At 56.7% G+C, this 16,742-nt stretch carries 15 protein-coding genes; 12 read left to right on the top strand and 3 right to left on the bottom strand.

Annotated elements, in window-relative coordinates; translation table 11 throughout:
- The first annotated feature begins 6 nt into the window (after positions 1-6).
- The 3 genes from xdhB to guaD are packed head-to-tail and all read left to right on the top strand — an operon-like array spanning position 7 to position 4,464.
- Complete coding sequence (gene xdhB, locus ABWV47_RS03880; RefSeq protein WP_353308537.1) at positions 7-2,319, top strand: xanthine dehydrogenase molybdopterin binding subunit; 2,313 nt, start codon at positions 7-9, stop codon at positions 2,317-2,319.
- Positions 2,320-2,363: 44 nt separating this feature from the next.
- Positions 2,364-3,143 (top strand): xanthine dehydrogenase accessory protein XdhC, encoded by a 780-nt coding sequence (gene xdhC / locus ABWV47_RS03875; RefSeq protein ID WP_353308535.1) that lies wholly within the window; start codon positions 2,364-2,366, stop codon positions 3,141-3,143.
- A gap of 28 nt (positions 3,144-3,171) precedes the next feature.
- Positions 3,172-4,464 (top strand): guanine deaminase, encoded by a 1,293-nt coding sequence (gene guaD / locus ABWV47_RS03870; protein ID WP_353308534.1) that lies wholly within the window; start codon positions 3,172-3,174, stop codon positions 4,462-4,464.
- Here the strand turns inward: guaD and ABWV47_RS03865 are convergent.
- Together ABWV47_RS03865 and ABWV47_RS03860 are read right to left on the bottom strand one after the other, a co-directional pair.
- Entirely contained in the window at positions 4,461-4,847 is a 387-nt protein-coding gene (locus ABWV47_RS03865) for a DUF1801 domain-containing protein (RefSeq protein WP_353308532.1), read from the bottom strand. The genes guaD and ABWV47_RS03865 overlap by 4 nt on opposite strands.
- Before the next feature lie 3 nt (positions 4,848-4,850).
- Positions 4,851-5,933 carry an alcohol dehydrogenase family protein gene (locus ABWV47_RS03860; RefSeq protein ID WP_353308530.1) on the bottom strand — a complete coding sequence of 361 codons (1,083 nt, stop codon included), beginning with the start codon at positions 5,931-5,933 and terminating at the stop codon, positions 4,851-4,853.
- 199 nt (positions 5,934-6,132) lie between these two features.
- On the opposite strand from ABWV47_RS03860, the gene ABWV47_RS03855 reads away from it, so the two are divergent.
- The 9 genes from ABWV47_RS03855 to ABWV47_RS03815 all read left to right on the top strand — a co-directional run bounded on the left by ABWV47_RS03855 (position 6,133) and on the right by ABWV47_RS03815 (position 15,737).
- Complete coding sequence (locus tag ABWV47_RS03855; protein WP_353308529.1) at positions 6,133-8,427, top strand: bifunctional salicylyl-CoA 5-hydroxylase/oxidoreductase; 2,295 nt, start codon at positions 6,133-6,135, stop codon at positions 8,425-8,427.
- Positions 8,424-9,182: an SDR family NAD(P)-dependent oxidoreductase gene (locus tag ABWV47_RS03850; protein ID WP_353308528.1), complete on the top strand. Its 759-nt coding sequence runs from the start codon at positions 8,424-8,426 to the stop codon at positions 9,180-9,182. Before ABWV47_RS03855 ends, ABWV47_RS03850 begins: the two co-directional genes overlap by 4 nt.
- On the top strand, positions 9,179-9,628 hold the full coding sequence (locus ABWV47_RS03845; protein ID WP_353308527.1) for a MarR family winged helix-turn-helix transcriptional regulator: 450 nt from the start codon (positions 9,179-9,181) through the stop codon (positions 9,626-9,628). Before ABWV47_RS03850 ends, ABWV47_RS03845 begins: the two co-directional genes overlap by 4 nt.
- Positions 9,629-9,631: 3 nt before the next feature.
- Positions 9,632-10,432 (top strand): enoyl-CoA hydratase family protein, encoded by an 801-nt coding sequence (locus tag ABWV47_RS03840; RefSeq protein ID WP_353308525.1) that lies wholly within the window; start codon positions 9,632-9,634, stop codon positions 10,430-10,432.
- Between the two features lie 81 nt (positions 10,433-10,513).
- Positions 10,514-11,680 (top strand): acyl-CoA dehydrogenase family protein, encoded by a 1,167-nt coding sequence (locus ABWV47_RS03835; RefSeq protein ID WP_353308524.1) that lies wholly within the window; start codon positions 10,514-10,516, stop codon positions 11,678-11,680.
- Complete coding sequence (locus ABWV47_RS03830; RefSeq protein WP_353308523.1) at positions 11,677-13,293, top strand: AMP-binding protein; 1,617 nt, start codon at positions 11,677-11,679, stop codon at positions 13,291-13,293. Before ABWV47_RS03835 ends, ABWV47_RS03830 begins: the two co-directional genes overlap by 4 nt.
- Positions 13,290-14,129, top strand: a complete 840-nt coding sequence (locus ABWV47_RS03825) for a tryptophan 2,3-dioxygenase (RefSeq protein ID WP_353308521.1) — start codon at positions 13,290-13,292, stop codon at positions 14,127-14,129. Before ABWV47_RS03830 ends, ABWV47_RS03825 begins: the two co-directional genes overlap by 4 nt.
- Positions 14,126-15,325, top strand: coding sequence for a kynureninase (kynU, locus tag ABWV47_RS03820; RefSeq protein WP_353308520.1), 1,200 nt, complete (start codon positions 14,126-14,128; stop codon positions 15,323-15,325). The genes ABWV47_RS03825 and kynU overlap by 4 nt, the downstream gene beginning before the upstream one ends.
- A gap of 10 nt (positions 15,326-15,335) precedes the next feature.
- Positions 15,336-15,737, top strand: coding sequence for a RidA family protein (locus ABWV47_RS03815; RefSeq protein WP_353308518.1), 402 nt, complete (start codon positions 15,336-15,338; stop codon positions 15,735-15,737).
- A gap of 3 nt (positions 15,738-15,740) precedes the next feature.
- Here ABWV47_RS03815 and ABWV47_RS03810 read toward each other — a convergent pair whose 3' ends face one another.
- Entirely contained in the window at positions 15,741-16,619 is an 879-nt protein-coding gene (locus ABWV47_RS03810) for a GNAT family N-acetyltransferase (RefSeq protein ID WP_353308517.1), read from the bottom strand.
- Positions 16,620-16,742: the final 123 nt, after the last annotated feature.

Genomic DNA, 16,742 nt, shown 5'->3' with positions numbered 1-16,742 from the left:
AATATGATGAAACAGACAGTCTCCATTCGTGGTGCGGCGCATACGGATCACATTCACGACAGTGCCACCAAACATGTGTCAGGTGCTGCGGACTATTGTGACGATATCGCTGAGCCGATGGGTACGCTACATGCGTATTTTGGAACGGCAAATGTGGCCCATGCCACAATCGAGAATATGGACCTGAGTGCGGTGCGTGCCGTGCCGGGGGTGGTTGGGGTGTTAACCGCCTCCGACGTGCCAGGTGTGAACGATGTGAGCCCCTCAGGGCGGCACGATGAGCCGTTGTTTGCCACTGAGACGGTTGAGTTCTGGGGGCAGGTGCTGTTTGCCGTGGTGGCAGAAACGCGAGACATTGCCCGGCGCGCCGCGGAGTTGGCTCAGATCACGTATGCTCCGCTTGATCATGTGATTGAGGCGGATGAGGCGATGGCCAAAGGCTATCCTCATGTGACTGATCCGATGACCTTGCAGCGTGGTGATGTCGCTGAAGGACAAGCGCAGGCTGCGCATCGCATTCAGGGTCAGATGCGCATTGGTGGGCAGGACCACTTGTATTTGGAAGGGCATATTGCTTTTGCCATGCCGGGCGAAGACGATGATGTGATTGTCCATTCTTCGACACAGCACCCAAGTGAAGCACAGCACATGGTGGCGCATGTTTTGGGTGTGCCGTCTAATGCCGTGGTGGTCAATGTGCGCCGCATGGGTGGTGGGTTTGGTGGCAAAGAAAGCCAGATGAACCAATATTGTGCGGTGGCAGCAATGGCGGCGAAGAAATGGAACCGCGCCGTAAAAATACGGCCTGATCGCGATCAGGACATGGAAAGCACCGGCAAACGGCATGATTTTGTGGTCGACTATGATGTGGCTTTTGAGGAGGACGGTTGCATTCAGGCCGTTGATGGCGTGTTTGCAGCGCGCTGCGGCTGGACGTCGGATCTGTCTGGGCCGGTGACAGATCGCGCGCTGTTTCATGCGGACAACGCCTACTTCTACCCGCATGTGAAGTTGCAAAGCCGACCGATGAAAACCAACACGGTGTCCAACACGGCTTTTCGTGGCTTTGGCGGGCCTCAGGGCGTTGTTGCAGCAGAGCGCATGATCGAAGAGATCGCCTACAAGCTTGGGAAAGACCCTCTTGAGGTGCGCAAGGCGAACTTCTATGGGGATGCTGAGCGCAATGTCACGCCGTACCATCAAACGGTTGAAGACAATGTTATGCCACGGCTTGTGGATGAATTGGAGCGGAACTCTGACTATCAGGCGCGGCGTCAAGCGGTGCTGGATCACAACGCCAAAGGCGGGATTATTCGCAAAGGTATTTCGCTGACACCTGTTAAATTTGGGATCAGCTTTACGGCGACCTGGTACAATCAGGCTGGAGCTTTGGTGCACATCTACAACGACGGCTCCATTATGTTGAACCATGGCGGCACAGAGATGGGGCAGGGGCTCAACATCAAGATTGCTCAGGTGGTGGCTGAGGCGTTTCAGGTGGATGTGGACACCATTAAAATCACCAAAACGACAACCGAGAAAGTGCCAAACACCTCTGCAACAGCGGCGTCGTCAGGCACGGATCTGAATGGGATGGCTGCTCTCAATGCCTGTGAGCAGATCAAGGAGCGTTTGATCCGGTGGGCGTGTGACCACTTTCAGGTCGAGGCGTTGTTGGTCGAATTTGGCCCCAACGTTGTGTACGTCGGCGACAAGACCTTCACGTTTGGTGAGTTTATCAAGCAGGCCTATATGGCGCGTGTGCAGCTTTGGGCAGCAGGGTTTTACAAAACGCCCAAGATCCATTGGGATCGCGAAAAAGGGCAAGGTCGCCCGTTCTACTACTTTGCTTATGGTGCGGCGGTTGCAGAAGTGTCTGTTGATACATTGACCGGTGAATACACAGTGGATCGCGCAGATGTGTTGCATGACGTTGGCAAGTCGTTGAACCCGGCATTGGACAAAGGACAAGTTGAAGGCGCCTTCATTCAAGGCATGGGGTGGCTGACCACTGAAGAGTTGAAATGGGACGACAAAGGCCGACTGCGCACGCATGCGCCAAGCACCTATAAAATCCCATTGGCGGGGGATATCCCGCGTGAGTTCAACGTCAATTTGGCGGATTGGTCGGAGAATCGAGAGCTGACCATCAAGCGCTCCAAAGCGGTGGGTGAACCGCCGTTCATGTTGCCGATCTGTGTGTTTGAGGCGCTGGGCATGGCGGTGGCTTCGGTGGCCGATTATGCAGAGTGCCCGCGGTTGGATGCGCCTGCGACACCGGAATGTGTGTTGATGGCCGTGGAGAGATTGCGCGGATGAAAAGTGCCGAACTCATAGCGTTTCTTGATTGTGAAAAAACGGTCATGCGGGTTGAGATTTCGCGCGTGCGTGGCAGCTCGCCGCGTGAAGAAGGTGCTGTGATGTTTGTGTCAGACGGTGCGATGTTGGGCACTATTGGGGGCGGACAACTGGAGTATATGGCCTTAGATGAAGCACGTAAGGCTTTGAAGTTGAATAAATATATCTGCCGAATGGACGTTCCGTTGGGGCCGGAAATAGGTCAGTGTTGCGGGGGCCGTGTCGAAATCACCCTGACCCAAATGGATTCCAGCGCGCGCAGGGAGGCTGTCGCGCAAATTCAGGCTCAAGAAGAGGCATTTCCACATGTCTATGTGTTTGGGGCTGGCCATGTTGGGCGCGCTTTAGCTGAGCAATTTCAGCACCTTCCAGTACATTGTGTACTTATTGATAGCCGCAGTGATGAATTGGACTTATCGATTGCTGATGTTGAGAAACGTCTGACAGCTGTGCCGGAAGCGGAAGTGCGCAATGCACCAGCTGGCAGCGCCTTCATCGTACTAACCCATGATCACGCTTTAGATTTTCTGGTTACTTCTGAAGTGCTTGAGCTTGGGAGTTCACGCTGGTTGGGCATGATTGGATCTTCCACGAAACGCGCGAATTTTGAGAGCTTTGTTCGGAGCCATTGCACCGGGCTGGAAACTGAAACTTTAAACTGCCCCATCGGGGTGAGCGGTAGCCGTGATAAGCGGCCCGCGGTGATTGCGGCCATGGTTGTGGCCGAGGTGATCGCTGCACTGACCTCTGAACCTGCCGTTCAAACAAGTGTGCCTGCCAGCTGAGGCGGCACGCGACATCAAGAGGTCAAACATGACGCAAAAATTGCTGCGCGGACGCGTGCTAAGCTTTGTGGCCGAGCCACAGGGGCCCGAAGACACGGATAGCTTTGTCTATCACGAAGATGGTGCCTTGTTGATCGAAGCAGGCAAAATCGTTGCGATGGGCGGGTATGAGGCCGTGACATCAAAGGCCGGTGGCGCGGAGGTTGTCGATCACCGTCCACACCTGTTGCTGCCTGGTTTCATCGACCTTCATTTGCATTTCCCGCAGGTGCAGGTGATCGCCAGCTGGGGCACGCAGCTTCTGGATTGGCTCAACACCTATACTTTCCCGGCGGAGGTTGGTTTTGCTGATGCCGCGCATGCAAATACGATGGCGCGGGCGTTTTACGACCAGCTCATTGGGCATGGCACAACCACCGCGATGGCGTATTGTTCGGTGCATGAGGCCTCTGTGGAGGCCTATTTTGGCGAAGCTGCCCGCCGCGACATGTGCATGATTGGCGGAAAAGTGTTGATGGACCGCAACTCACCGGACGGGCTCTTGGATACAGCACAAACGGGCTATGATGCTTCCAAGCGGCTGATCGAAAAGTGGCACGGACAGAGCCGAGCCCGGTATGCGATCACACCAAGGTTTGCGATCACGTCGACGCCTGCGCAGCTTCACGCAGCCGGAGCGCTTGTGGCAGAGTATCCAGAGTGTTTCATACAAACTCATTTGAGTGAGAACAAAGCGGAGATCGCCTATACTCTGGACTTGTACCCGCAGGCACGGGACTACCTTGATGTCTACCAAATGGCTGGATTGGTTACGGAGAAGATGTTTCTGGGCCATGCGATTCATTTGGAAGCGCGTGAGATTGATGCGTTGTCAGAGATGGGCGCGCATCCGGTGTTTTGCCCAACCTCAAACTTGTTTCTGGGGTCTGGTCTGTTTGACCACAGCGGGTTGAAAGCGCGGGGTATTCAAAGCGCGATAGCCACCGACATCGGCGCGGGCACCAGCTATTCGATGCTGCAGACGTTGAATGAAGGCTACAAGATTTTGCAGCTTCAGGGACAGGCGTTACATCCATACCAGGCGTTTCATTGGATCACGCGGGGCAATGCCATGACGCTTGGGATGCAAAATGAGATTGGTACGTTGGAGGCAGGCAGCGCGGCGGATTTGGTGGTGCTGGATGCGCGGGCCACCTCTGCGATGGATTTGCGAATGGATGCGGTGACGACCCTAGCGCAAGAGCTGTTTGTTTTGATGATGATGGGTGATGATCGCGCGGTGGCGCAGACATATGTGGCGGGCACTCCGCAGAAGGCTTAAGGCTTGCGTGTATGATAGGTCAGTGCCATGACGGCCATCTGATGTAGGGCGTCCTTTGGCAGCGGTTGTGCCACTTGCAGATGTACTGCGCGGTTGCCATCAAACATATATGTCTCACCAAACATGAGGCGCCACTCTTCCACCAGGCTCGTTTGGCAGTGCACCAGAAACGCGACATGATCGGGCGTTTTTTCCGACCAACTGAGCCGGATTGGGGTGCCCATGCCTTTGGGTGGCGCATAACTTGGTTGTCCCCATTTGAGGTTCTCGGTGAGCGGCGTCGCAGCGGATGTGTCTGCCGCATTGCGGATGATCTGCTGCAACAGGTTCAGATGTGCGCGCGGCGCGGGTGGTAGGCTATCGATGTAGGATGAGACGGTCATGGATTATGGTAGCACAACAATATTGCCGGTGTGCTCTTTCCTAATAAATGCGGTTTGGGCCTCGACGAGCTGTTTCAGCGGGTAACTTGCCGCAAGGGCTGGAGTGACCTCGCCTGCTTCGATGTAGCCGATTAGGTTTGGCATGACGTCGAGATCAATCACGGTAGAGCCGGTGAACGTGAGGTCGCGCAGATAGAGTGTGCGAAGGTCGAGATCGACCAGCGGGCCGGCGATCGCCCCGGAGCACGTGTAGCGCCCGCCGCGTTCCAATATGTCGATCAGTGTCGGCCAGTAAGTCCCGCCAACGATATCGCCGACAACGGTGATTTTCTCGGTGCCCAACGCTGCGCGCAGGTCTTTTGGTGCGCGGGGCAAGATGCGATCTGGGCCGAGTTTGGCGACGTCTGCGTGTTTCGCTTCGCTGGCCATTGCGATCACGCGCGCGCCACGGCGCTTGGCCAGTTGTACCAAAGCACCGCCCACACCACCGGATGCACCGGGGACAAGCACCGTGTCCGCCTCAGAGACATTGGCCCGTGACAGCATGCCTTCGGCTGTGGAGTAAGAGCACGAAAACGTGGCCAATTCGGCGTCGGTGAAAAGGCTGTCCACTTTGAGCGCGTTGCGGGACGGGAGCACACAATATTGTGCAAAACCGCCATTGATTTCAGAGCCGATGTATCCGGTTTGGGTTTTGTCGTCCAAGTTGCTTTCGTCGCGGATCCAGCAATCAGTGATGATGCGCTCCCCGATCCGGGAGGGCGCCACGCCTGCGCCGACGGACACGACCTCGCCGCAAATATCCGCGCCTTGAATGCGCGGAAAAGCAAGAGGTTTGCCGCCCCAACTTGGATCGTCCCCATCTGGCGCTTCGTCAGCAGTTTCAGATGTCGCCCCGGTGACTGCTTTGGAGTACCAGCCTGCACGGGTGTTCACGTCGGTATTGTTCATCCCGCAGGCCCGAACTCGCACCAGCACCTCACCTCTGCCCGCTTCGGGCACCGGCCAATCCGTGCGCCACTCGTATTTGTCCATGTCGCCATGGCCCGTCAGGATCATGGCGTTCATCGTTTTTGGAAGAGGCATGGTGCGTCCTTTGGTTGCTGACGTGGGATCGAAGCACGTGCGAGTGAGTCTTGCAATGGGGGCTTTGTCTTGGGTCGCCGCTCGAATTTTGAGAAGTATCTAGGGTAAACATTTTAAGCTTGAAGTAAATTGCGACTCATCCTAGCGTGATTGCAACGACGGGGCGTTTGATGCCCTGCAGCAAGCATGGGAGGGAAAAATGCGTGTAGCCTGTTTGGGTGGCGGTCCCGCCGGACTTTATTTTGCCATTTCTATGAAGTTGCGTGACCCGTCGCACCACATCACAGTTATTGAGCGCAATCGCGCCAGTGACACCTTTGGCTGGGGTGTAGTGTTGTCAGACGATGCGTTGGAGAATTTGCAAGCCAACGATCCCAAATCCGCCCAGATGATCCGGGACAATTTTGCCTATTGGGATGACATTGCAGTTGTACATGACGGTGTGCGCACTGTGTCAGGCGGGCATGGGTTTGCCGGGATTGGGCGCAGGCAAATGCTGATCTTATTACAAGAGCGTGCCCGTGACTTGGATGTAGATCTTCGGTTTGAGACCGAATTTGACGACATTGAAACTCTGCGTGCGGACTATGATTTGGTTGTGGGCTGTGATGGGCTCAACAGCCGGGTACGTGACGCCTATGCGGACCACTTCAAGCCAGAAATCGATGTGCGCGATTGCAAATTTGTCTGGTTGGGCACGCATCAGAAATTTGATGATGCCTTCACCTTCATTTTTGAGAAGACCGCTCATGGGTGGATTTGGGCGCATGTCTATCAGTTTGATGACGAGACAGCGACCTTCATTGTGGAATGTGCACAGGACACTTGGGACCGCTTTGGCTTTGAAAACATGTCAAAGGACGAAATCGTTGAGACCTGTCGTGTTGTGTTTGCGGATCACCTTGGTGGCCATGAGTTGATGAGCAATGCAGCGCATCTGCGTGGCTCTGCGGTGTTTATGAATTTCCCGCGTGTGCTGTGTGAGACTTGGCATCATGAGAACGTGGTGCTGTTGGGGGACGCCTCTGCGACGGCACATTTCTCGATTGGGTCGGGGACGCGACTGGCATTTGAAAGCGCCATTGCATTGGCAGAGTTCCTGCATTCAGAACCAGATATGCAGGCGGCTTTTGAGCGCTATCAAGCGGAACGGCGGCTGGATGTGCTGCGTCTGCAATCAGCGGCCCGCAATTCGTTGGAGTGGTTTGAGGATGTGGAGCGGTACCTGGAGCTTGATCCCGTGCAGTTTTGCTACTCTCTGCTTACCCGCAGCCAAAGGATCAGCCATGAAAATCTGCGTTTGCGGGACGCGAAGTGGCTTAAGAGTGCTGAAAAATGGTTTCAGCAGCAGGCCGGTGTGGCGGCGGATGGCCCTGTGCGTGCACCGATGTTTGCGCCCTATGCGCTACGTGAAATGCGCTTAAGTAACCGCATCGTCGTGTCGCCGATGGCGCAATATAAGGCGGTGGATGGCTGTCCAACTGATTGGCATCTGATCCACTATGGCGAGCGCGCCAAAGGCGGTGCCGGCTTGGTGTTTACTGAGATGACCTGTGTCAGTGCGGACGGGCGGATCACGCCTGGATGTCCGGGCCTGTATGCGCGGGAGCATGAGACAGCATGGGCGCGGCTGACGGATTTTGTCCATCAGGAAACAGAGGCGAAAATCTGCTGTCAGATCGGTCATGCGGGGCGCAAAGGGTCCACGCAGGTTGGATGGGAAGAGATGGACGCGCCTCTCAAAGAGAACAATTGGGAGCTGGTTTCCGCATCTGCCATGCCGTGGAGTGCCGCCAATAGTACGCCGCGAGAGGCGACGCGGTCGGATATGGATGAGATCAAAGCGCAGTTTGTCGCCGCGGCTGAGATGGCGGAGCGCGCTGGATTTGACATGATCGAGCTGCACGCGGCTCATGGTTATTTTCTGTCAAGTTTTCTGTCGCCAGTGAGCAACCAGAGAAAAGACGCCTATGGGGGCTGTTTGCAGAATAGGTTGCGCTATCCGCTGGAGGTCTTTGAGGCCTTGCGGGCGGTTTGGCCCGCACACAAACCAATGTCCGTGCGGATTTCGGCCAATGATTGGCTGGGAGACTTCGGGGTGACCCCGGCGGAGGCGGTTGAGATTGCCAAAGCGTTTCGGGCTGCGGGGGCCGATATCATTGATGTCAGCGCAGGGCAGACCAGTATCGAGGCCAAACCCGTCTATGGCCGCATGTTTCAAACGCCGTTTTCTGACCGCATCCGCAACGAAGCGGGCATTGCGACACTGGCAGTGGGCAACATCTATGAAGCGGATCATGCGAATTCTATTTTGATGGCTGGACGCGCAGATTTGATTGCCGTGGGCCGCCCCCATTTGGCGGATCCCTATTGGACCCATCATGAAGCGGCGCGGATTGGAGATCGTCTTGCGGATTGGCCCGCGCCGTATCAGCCCGGGCGCGATCAGGCATGGCGTTTGGCCGACCGTGATGCGGAGATGATCAGAGTATGAGTGTTTCAGGCAAACATGTGTTGGTGACCGGCGGGGGCACCGGCGTAGGGGCTGCGATTGCCGAGGCGATGGCGCACGCCGGTGCAAGGGTCACCGTTGTGGGCAGACGCGAGGCCCCGTTGCGGGATGTGGCAAGCACGCACAAATTCATCGATTGGAAGATCTGTGACGTGACCGATGCCGCATCGGTACAGGCTATGGTGGCGGAAGCTCGGGCGTTGAACGGGCCTGTAGAAGTGGTTGTGGCCAATGCGGGCGCTGCGGAAAGTGTGCCGTTTGCCAAGATGCGGCCGGCGCAGTTGCGCGACATGTTGGATGTCAACTTGGCGGGCGTCGTCAATGTGTGGCAGGCCGCATTGGGCGACATGCAAACGGCAGGCTGGGGGCGGCTGATTGCTGTGGCCTCAACTGCTGGGTTGAAAGGCTACCCCTATGTGAGCGGCTATTGTGCCGCCAAACACGGGGTTGTTGGTTTGACCCGCGCCGTGGCCATCGAGATGGCAGACAGTGGCATCACCGCCAATGCAATTTGCCCCGGTTTTGTGGAGACACCGATGCTGGTGCGCTCGGTTTCCAATATCATGGAGAAGACCGGGATGACGGAAGAGCGCGCGCGCGGCAGCCTGATGCGGAGCAACCCGCAAAAGCGCTTTGTGCAGGTAGAAGAGGTTGCAGGGGCTGCGATGTGGCTCTGTGAAGAGGCCGCGCAGTCAGTGAACGGTCACGCGATGAGTTTGTCTGGAGGCGAGGTATGAGTGAAGGGAGCAAGGCGCGTTTGCGGCTTTGGCTGAAGTTGCTGAAAGCATCTGGGATGATCGAGGATGAGATCCGACGACGCTTGCGGCGAGAGTTTGACAGCACGTTGCCACGGTTTGACGTAATGAGCGTGCTTGCGCGCTTTCCCAACGGTCGAAAAATGAGTGAAATTAGCGACTTGCTGCGTGTTTCAAATGGGAATGTCACCGGCATTGTGGACAAGCTTTCCGATGAAGGGCTTGCCCAGCGAGTGGCTGTGCCCGGGGATCGGCGGGCCGCGTTGGTGAAGCTGACGGAAAAAGGGGCACAAGCCTTTGCCGAGCATGCTGCCACACATGAGACGTGGATTGATGAGATGCTTGATGGGCTGTCAGAGACGGAGATCGAGGGCATGGGCGCGGGATTAGAGCAATTGATTGAGACGCTGGAAGACAGGGAGATCTGAGCGATGCGCACGGATGTAGATCATTTCAGGTGTCAGGTGGAGGACGGTATCGCCACGGTGCAGTTGGACCGGCCTGAACGCAAGAACCCGTTGACCTTCGAAAGCTATGCCGAGTTGCGCGACTGGTTTCGTGATCTGGCATATGCCGATGACGTGAAGGTGGTGATTTTTGCAGCCAACGGTGGGAACTTCAGCTCGGGCGGTGATGTGCATGACATCATTGGGCCACTGACCAAGATGGATATGAAAGAGCTTTTGGCGTTCACGCGCATGACCGGTGATTTGGTCAAAGCGATGTTGACATGTGGCAAACCGATTGTCGCAGCGGTCGATGGCGTGTGTGCTGGTGCTGGTGCGATCCTGTCGATGGCCTCTGATCTGCGCATCACCACGCCCGAGACAAAAACGGCGTTTCTGTTTAACCGCGTCGGACTGGCCGGATGCGATATGGGAGCGTGTGCCATTCTCCCGCGGATCATCGGGCAGGGGCGGGCTGCCGAGCTGCTATATCTCGGCCGCTCGATGACGGCTGAGGAAGGGTACAACTGGGGCTTTTTCAACCGAGTGGTTGCCGCAGATGCGCTGATGTCTGAGGCGACGGCGTTGGCGCAGCGCATCGCAGAAGGTCCCAACTTTGCCAACATGATGACCAAGACCATGTTGGCGCAGGAATGGTCGATGTCGATTGAGCAGGCCATTGAAGCAGAGGCGCAGGCACAAGCGATTTGTATGCAGGGGCGCGATTTCAAGCGGGCCTATGAGGCTTTTGTGGCCAAGCAGCGCCCGGTTTTTGAAGGGAACTGAGACCTTGGCAATCGGCGTAATGGGTCAGCGTTGCATGTCGCAAGGCGCCGTGTTGCCAGAAGAGGTATAGGAGACAGTAACGTGGCGGATCAGACCTATTTGCACTGGCCATTCTTTGAAGAAGCGCACCGCGCGCGGGCTGAGACGGTGGAGCGCTGGGCGAGCAATGCACTGCGCAGCGTGGATCATGTTGACGTGGACGCATCCTGTCGGAAACTGGTGACACAGTTGGGAGACGCCGGGTTACTGGAAGCAACGGGAGCGGTCGATGGGCGCTTGGATGTACGGATCCTGTGTCTGAGCCGAGAAATTTTGGCGCGTCATGACGGGCTGGCGGACTTTGCGTTTGCGATGCAGGGGCTGGGTACTGGTGCGATATCACTGTTCGGCTCGCAAGATCAGAAAGCGGCTTGGTTGCCTCTGACGCGGACAGGTGGAGCGATAGCAGGCTTTGCATTGACCGAGCCGCAATCCGGATCTGATGTGGCCAATTCGACAATGACGGCCCAACGTGATGGGGACAGCTTTGTCTTGGATGGGGAAAAGACCTGGATTTCCAATGGCGGTATTGCGGATGTCTATACTGTGTTTGCGCGCACGGGCGAGTCACCCGGCGCCAAAGGTCTAAGCGCCTTTGTGGTGCCTGCAGACACGCCCGGGCTGTCAGTGGTGGAACGTATGTCGACAATTGCCCCACATCCGTTGGCGCGGTTGCGCTTTGACGGCTGTCGGGTTCCGGCGGCTGCAATGATAGGCGAGGCGGGGCAGGGGTTTCGCATTGCGATGTCTGTCCTGGATGTGTTCCGCTCGACAGTTGCGGCGGCGGCGCTCGGGTTTGCTCGTCGTGCGCAAGATGAGGCGGTATGGCGCGTACAGACCCGTGAAATCGCAGGGGCCCCATTGTTTGAGATGCAGATGGTGCAGGGGCACATCGCGGATATGGCCGTGGACATCGACGCCGCAGCGCTACTTGTGTACCGCGCGGCGTGGGCCAAGGACAGCGGCGCGGCGCGTGTGACGCGCGAGGCTGCGATGGCGAAGCTGTTTGCCACCGACCATGCGCAACAGGTGATTGACCGGGCGGTGCAATTGTTTGGCGGGGACGGGGTGAAGTCTGGTGCTGCTGTAGAGCGCCTGTACCGTGAGATCCGTGCGTTGCGGATTTATGAGGGGGCCAGCGATGTTCAACGGGTGGTGATCGCGCGACAGACTTTGGCCATGGCGACGGCAGAAGGGGTGAACCCATGAGGGGAACAAGCGCACACGATGATAGCTTTACACAAGACAACCTCCCCCCCAAGGACAGTTGGCCGGACTTGTTATTGGCAGGCTTTGACTACCCCGATCTGCTGAATGCCGGGTGGGAGTTAACAGATGGCATGGTTGCCAAAGGGTTTGGAGATCAGACGGCCCTGATCGGCAATGGGCGGCGGCGTACATATAAAGAATTGACCGATTGGACCAATCGATTGGCCCACGTGCTGGTTGACGATTTTGGTGTGGTACCCGGCAATCGTGTCTTGATCCGATCTGCAAACAATCCAGCCATGGTGGCCTGCTGGTTGGCCGCGACAAAAGCGGGGGCCGTGGTGGTGAACACCATGCCGATGCTGCGCGCGGTCGAACTGACAAAATATGTCGAGAAGGCTGAGATCAGCCACGCGATATGCGACACCCGTCTGATGGACGAGATGACTCTGTGCGCACAGGCTTGCTCCGACCTCAAGGTGATGGCGTTTGATGGCACCGCCAACCATGAAGCAGAGCTTGATCGTCTGGCTTTGGAAAAGCCTGTCACGTTTGAGGCCGTGCAAACTGCGGCTGAGGATGTGGCGCTGATTGGGTTCACATCCGGCAGCACGGGCGAGCCAAAAGGCACGATGCATTTTCATCGGGACCTTCTGATCATTGCGGATGGCTACGCCAAAGAGGTTCTGGATGTGCAGCCGGAAGACGTCTTTGTTGGCTCACCGCCCTTGGCATTTACATTTGGTTTGGGCGGGTTGGCGATTTTCCCGCTGCGGTTTGGGGCTGCGGCAACCTTGTTGGAGCAGGCCACACCGCCCAACATGGTTGAGATTATTGAGAAGTATAAAGCGACCGTGTGTTTCACGGCCCCCACAGCTTATCGTGCCATGATGGCCGCGATGGAGGAGGGCGCGGATTTATCATCGTTGCGTGCGGCGGTAAGTGCGGGGGAAACATTACCCGCACCTGTGTATGATGCGTGGCGCGCGAAGACTGGTAAGCCGATGTTAGATGGCATCGGGGCCACGGAGATGTTGCATATTTTCATTTCCAATCGCTTCGATGATCATCGACCAGCGTGTACCGGCAAGCCTGTGACTGGCTATGAGGCCAAAGTTGTCGGGCCAGATGGGAGCACATTGCCGCGCGGTGATGTGGGACGACTGGCGGTGCGTGGCCCCACGGGATGTCGTTACCTTCGCGGGGAGCGGCAAGAAGAGTATGTGATGGATGGATGGAACATTTCCGGTGACGCCTTTTGGCAAGATGGTGATGGGTATTTTCACTTCGCCGCGCGCAATGACGACATGATCATTTCATCGGGCTACAATATTGCAGGACCAGAAGTTGAGGCGGCGCTCTTGGCACATGAGGCAGTTGCAGAATGTGCGGTGATTGGCGTGTCTGATGCAGCGCGGGGCGCCATTGTTCAAGCGCATGTGGTTTTGGGTGAAGGGTTTGCTTCCGGCACAGAGATGACGGCGGCGCTACAGGATCACGTGAAGGCAACGATTGCTCCGTACAAGTACCCGCGCTCAGTCATTTTCGCTAAGGCGTTGCCCAAGACGGAAACCGGCAAAATTCAACGGTTTCGACTGAGGAAAGACCAATGACAGATACCGTGTATGACCCCTCTCAAGACGGCGCAAAGATGTCTTTTGATAACGCGATGTCTTATGGCGACTATCTGAAACTGGATGGTATTCTAAACCAACAGCACCCAAAGAGTGACGCGCATGATGAGATGTTGTTTATCATTCAACATCAGACCAGCGAGCTTTGGATGAAACTGGCATTGCATGAATTGGGAGGTGCGCGTGCGGCGCTCAAGTCCGGTGATCTGAGCCAAATGTTTAAGATGTTGGCGCGTGTCAGCCGGATCTTTGAACAGCTGAACTCCGCATGGGATGTGCTGCGTACGATGACTCCAGCTGACTATACCACGTTTCGTGAGGCGCTGGGCCCGTCCTCTGGGTTTCAGAGCCATCAATACCGCCTGATTGAGTATGTTTTGGGCAATCGCAATCCCAACATGGCAAAGCCACATGCGCACGTCCCGGCTGCCAAAGCGGCGCTGGACGCGGAACTGGCGCAGCCGAGTTTCTATGACGAGGTGATCCGGTATCTTTTTATCTCACTGGATGGCGATGACAGCGCCATGCCTCCCCCGCAGCTCCGGCAACCGCATAAAGCTGTAGCCGACGTGCAGGCGCGGTGGAAAGTGGTCTATGAGGATGTGGACACGCATTGGCGGCTGTATGAGCTGGCGGAGAAACTGGTCGATCTTGAAGATTATTTTCGTCGGTGGCGGTTCAACCATGTCACCACGGTAGAGCGGGTGATCGGCTTTAAGAGGGGCACCGGCGGGACGTCGGGCGTGCAGTATCTGCGCAAGATGCTGGACGTTGAGCTTTTTCCCGAACTTTGGCACTTGCGTGGAGATTTATGACAATGGGCGTTTCGCTTCCCAGAAAAGAGCTGTTTGATGTGCCCGAAGGGGTGATTTACCTAGATGGCAACTCGCTTGGCGTGTTGCCCAAAGGGGCGGCAGCACGTGCGCAGAAAACGATTACCGAGGAATGGGGGGCGCAGCTTATCCGTGCTTGGAATTCAGCGGGTTGGATGGCGCTTCCGCAGGTTGTTGGTGACCGTATTGGCGAGCTGATTGGTGCGCCCGCCGGGTCAGTGGCGACAGGTGACACATTGTCGATCAAAGTGTATCAAGCGCTTGCTGCGGCGCTGAAGATGCGACCAGAGCGCAAAGTGATATTGAGCGACAACGGCAATTTTCCATCCGATTTGTATATGGCACAGGGGCTGATCAGCACTTTGGACCAGGCGCATTCGCTGATGATCCCGGCGCCTGAGGACGTGCTGGAGTCGATTACCGAAGAGGTTGCTGTGGTGATGCTCACGCAGGTGGACTACCGCACGGGCCGTATGCACGACATGGCAGCGATCACCAAGCGTGCCCATGAGATGGGCGCGGTGATGATCTGGGATCTGGCGCATTCCGCAGGGGCGTTGGAAGTGGACATCGCGGCGAGCGGTGCAGAGTTTGCGGTTGGATGTACATATAAATACTTGAACGGTGGTCCCGGTGCGCCTGCGTTTATCTATGTGCGCCCTGATATTGTCGACAGTATTGCGCCCGCGCTGTCGGGGTGGCTGGGCCATGATGAACCGTTTGCGATGGAAGTGAACTATCGCCCTGCGTTGGCGACAGAACGCATGCGTGTTGGCACGCCGCCGATCCTGCAGTTGGCCGTGTTGCAAGAAGCGCTAAAGGCTTGGGATGGGGTGGACATGGCGGAGCTGCGCGCAGCATCTGAGCGCCTGTCGGACTTGTTTGTTGCAGAGGTTGAGGCGCGGTGCCCGCAGTTGACATTGGCCAGCCCGCGGGACGCGGACGCGCGCGGCTCTCAGGTGTCCTTTGCATTTGAGCATGGTTATGCCGCGATTCAGGCGCTGACGGCGCGCGGCGTGATTGGCGACTTCCGCGCGCCCAACATCATGCGGTTTGGTTTCACACCGCTCTATTTAGATGCGGCAGACGTTGTTGGTGCGGCAGAAATCATTGAAGATGTCATGGCCAACGAGCTGTGGCGAGATCCGAAATACAGCGTGCGGTCGCGTGTGACTTGAGGCGAAAAATATGGGTTTGAGAACGATACACCCTGAAGGCTGGGCGCCAGCGCTTGGGTATGCCAATGGCATGTTGTCAGAGGATGGCACGTTGCACATCGGTGGACAAATCGGCTGGAATGAACAGAAGGTGTTTGAAAGCCACGACTTTATCGGCCAGATGACGCAGGTTCTTCAAAACATCAAAGCCATTGTTGAGGCTGCTGGGGGCCAGGTCGACGATCTGGCGCGGTTGACGTGGTTTGTCAAAAGCAAAGCGGACTACATGGCGCATCAAGAAGAAATCGGCGCGGCCTATCGTTTGGTGATGGGGCGCCATTTTCCTGCGATGTCTTTGGTGGTTGTTGCGGATTTGCTGGAGGACGAAGCGTTGCTTGAAATTGAGGCCACCGCCCATATCGCGCATCCTTAAAGGCTAGGATGCGCGCATCAGCTTTCGATCCAGAAGTTTGAGGGGGGAGAGCGTTCTTCCCAAAGGTGGCCACCAAATCCAAGTGCCGCCGAGAGGGCGCAATGTGGCACCTGCGCCCAGCTTGAAGCGGGCAAGACCGGGAGTCCTATCGGTGTTGACCTGTCCCAGCTCCAGTGACGTGACGCCTTTGGACGCCAGCCAGTTCATGCCTTCCCACAAGAGCAAGTTGTGTGCGGAGCACGCACGCCCTTCGTCGGTGGCGTGACCTACATGGTAAGTGGCACTGTCGCCGTGGCGCAAAAACAGCATGGCGGCGACCGGTGTTTTTCCATCAAAGGCGGTGAAGAGTTTTGCGCTACCGCGATTGGCTTTTGCGTAAGCTAAAGTGAGCGCCTCTGACCACGCGGAGTAGCCACGCGCGCCTTGTTGCCTTTGATCCTGTAGCAGCAGCCAGTTGTTGGGCTTGCTGGGCAGGTTCTGGCGCGTGATCCGGAGGTTTTGACGTTCGGCGAAGCGCAAACGATTGCGCCATTTTTGATGCATCCTGGCACGCATGTCCCCCATGAGGTCGAGTGTGGCCACGTGAACTGGGCTCATGACGGCCACGGCCCCCAAGTTCGCCAACCACGGAGCAGGGTGATCGGGGGTGATCGCCAAAACGGTCCTTTGAAGACCTGCAGCTTTGATGCTGTCTTTCAGGAAGTTTTGCGGAATCTGCGCACGCGGCAGCATCGCCACCGGCATCTTTGCCAGAGTGCGACGTACAACCAATGTGCCGTCTGCCAAAGTTGTGGTGTCGGCAGCTACAAGATCAAGCGCTTGCGCACATTCACGGCTTTGGTGCAGTGGTTTGGTGGGGAGGGGGAAGTTTGCATCCAACATGGTTTCATTAACGCATCGGAAACCTAATTCATGGTTAATCAAATCATGAGAAATTCAAATCAATCCGCAGTATATGGCCAGCAAGCGCCAAGTGCCAAATGGACTAAGGCAGCAGCGTTGCTA

The organism is Shimia sp. NS0008-38b (assembly GCF_040370365.1).
GTDB lineage: Bacteria > Pseudomonadota > Alphaproteobacteria > Rhodobacterales > Rhodobacteraceae > Shimia.
This window is presented reverse-complemented; position numbering and strand designations above follow the sequence as displayed.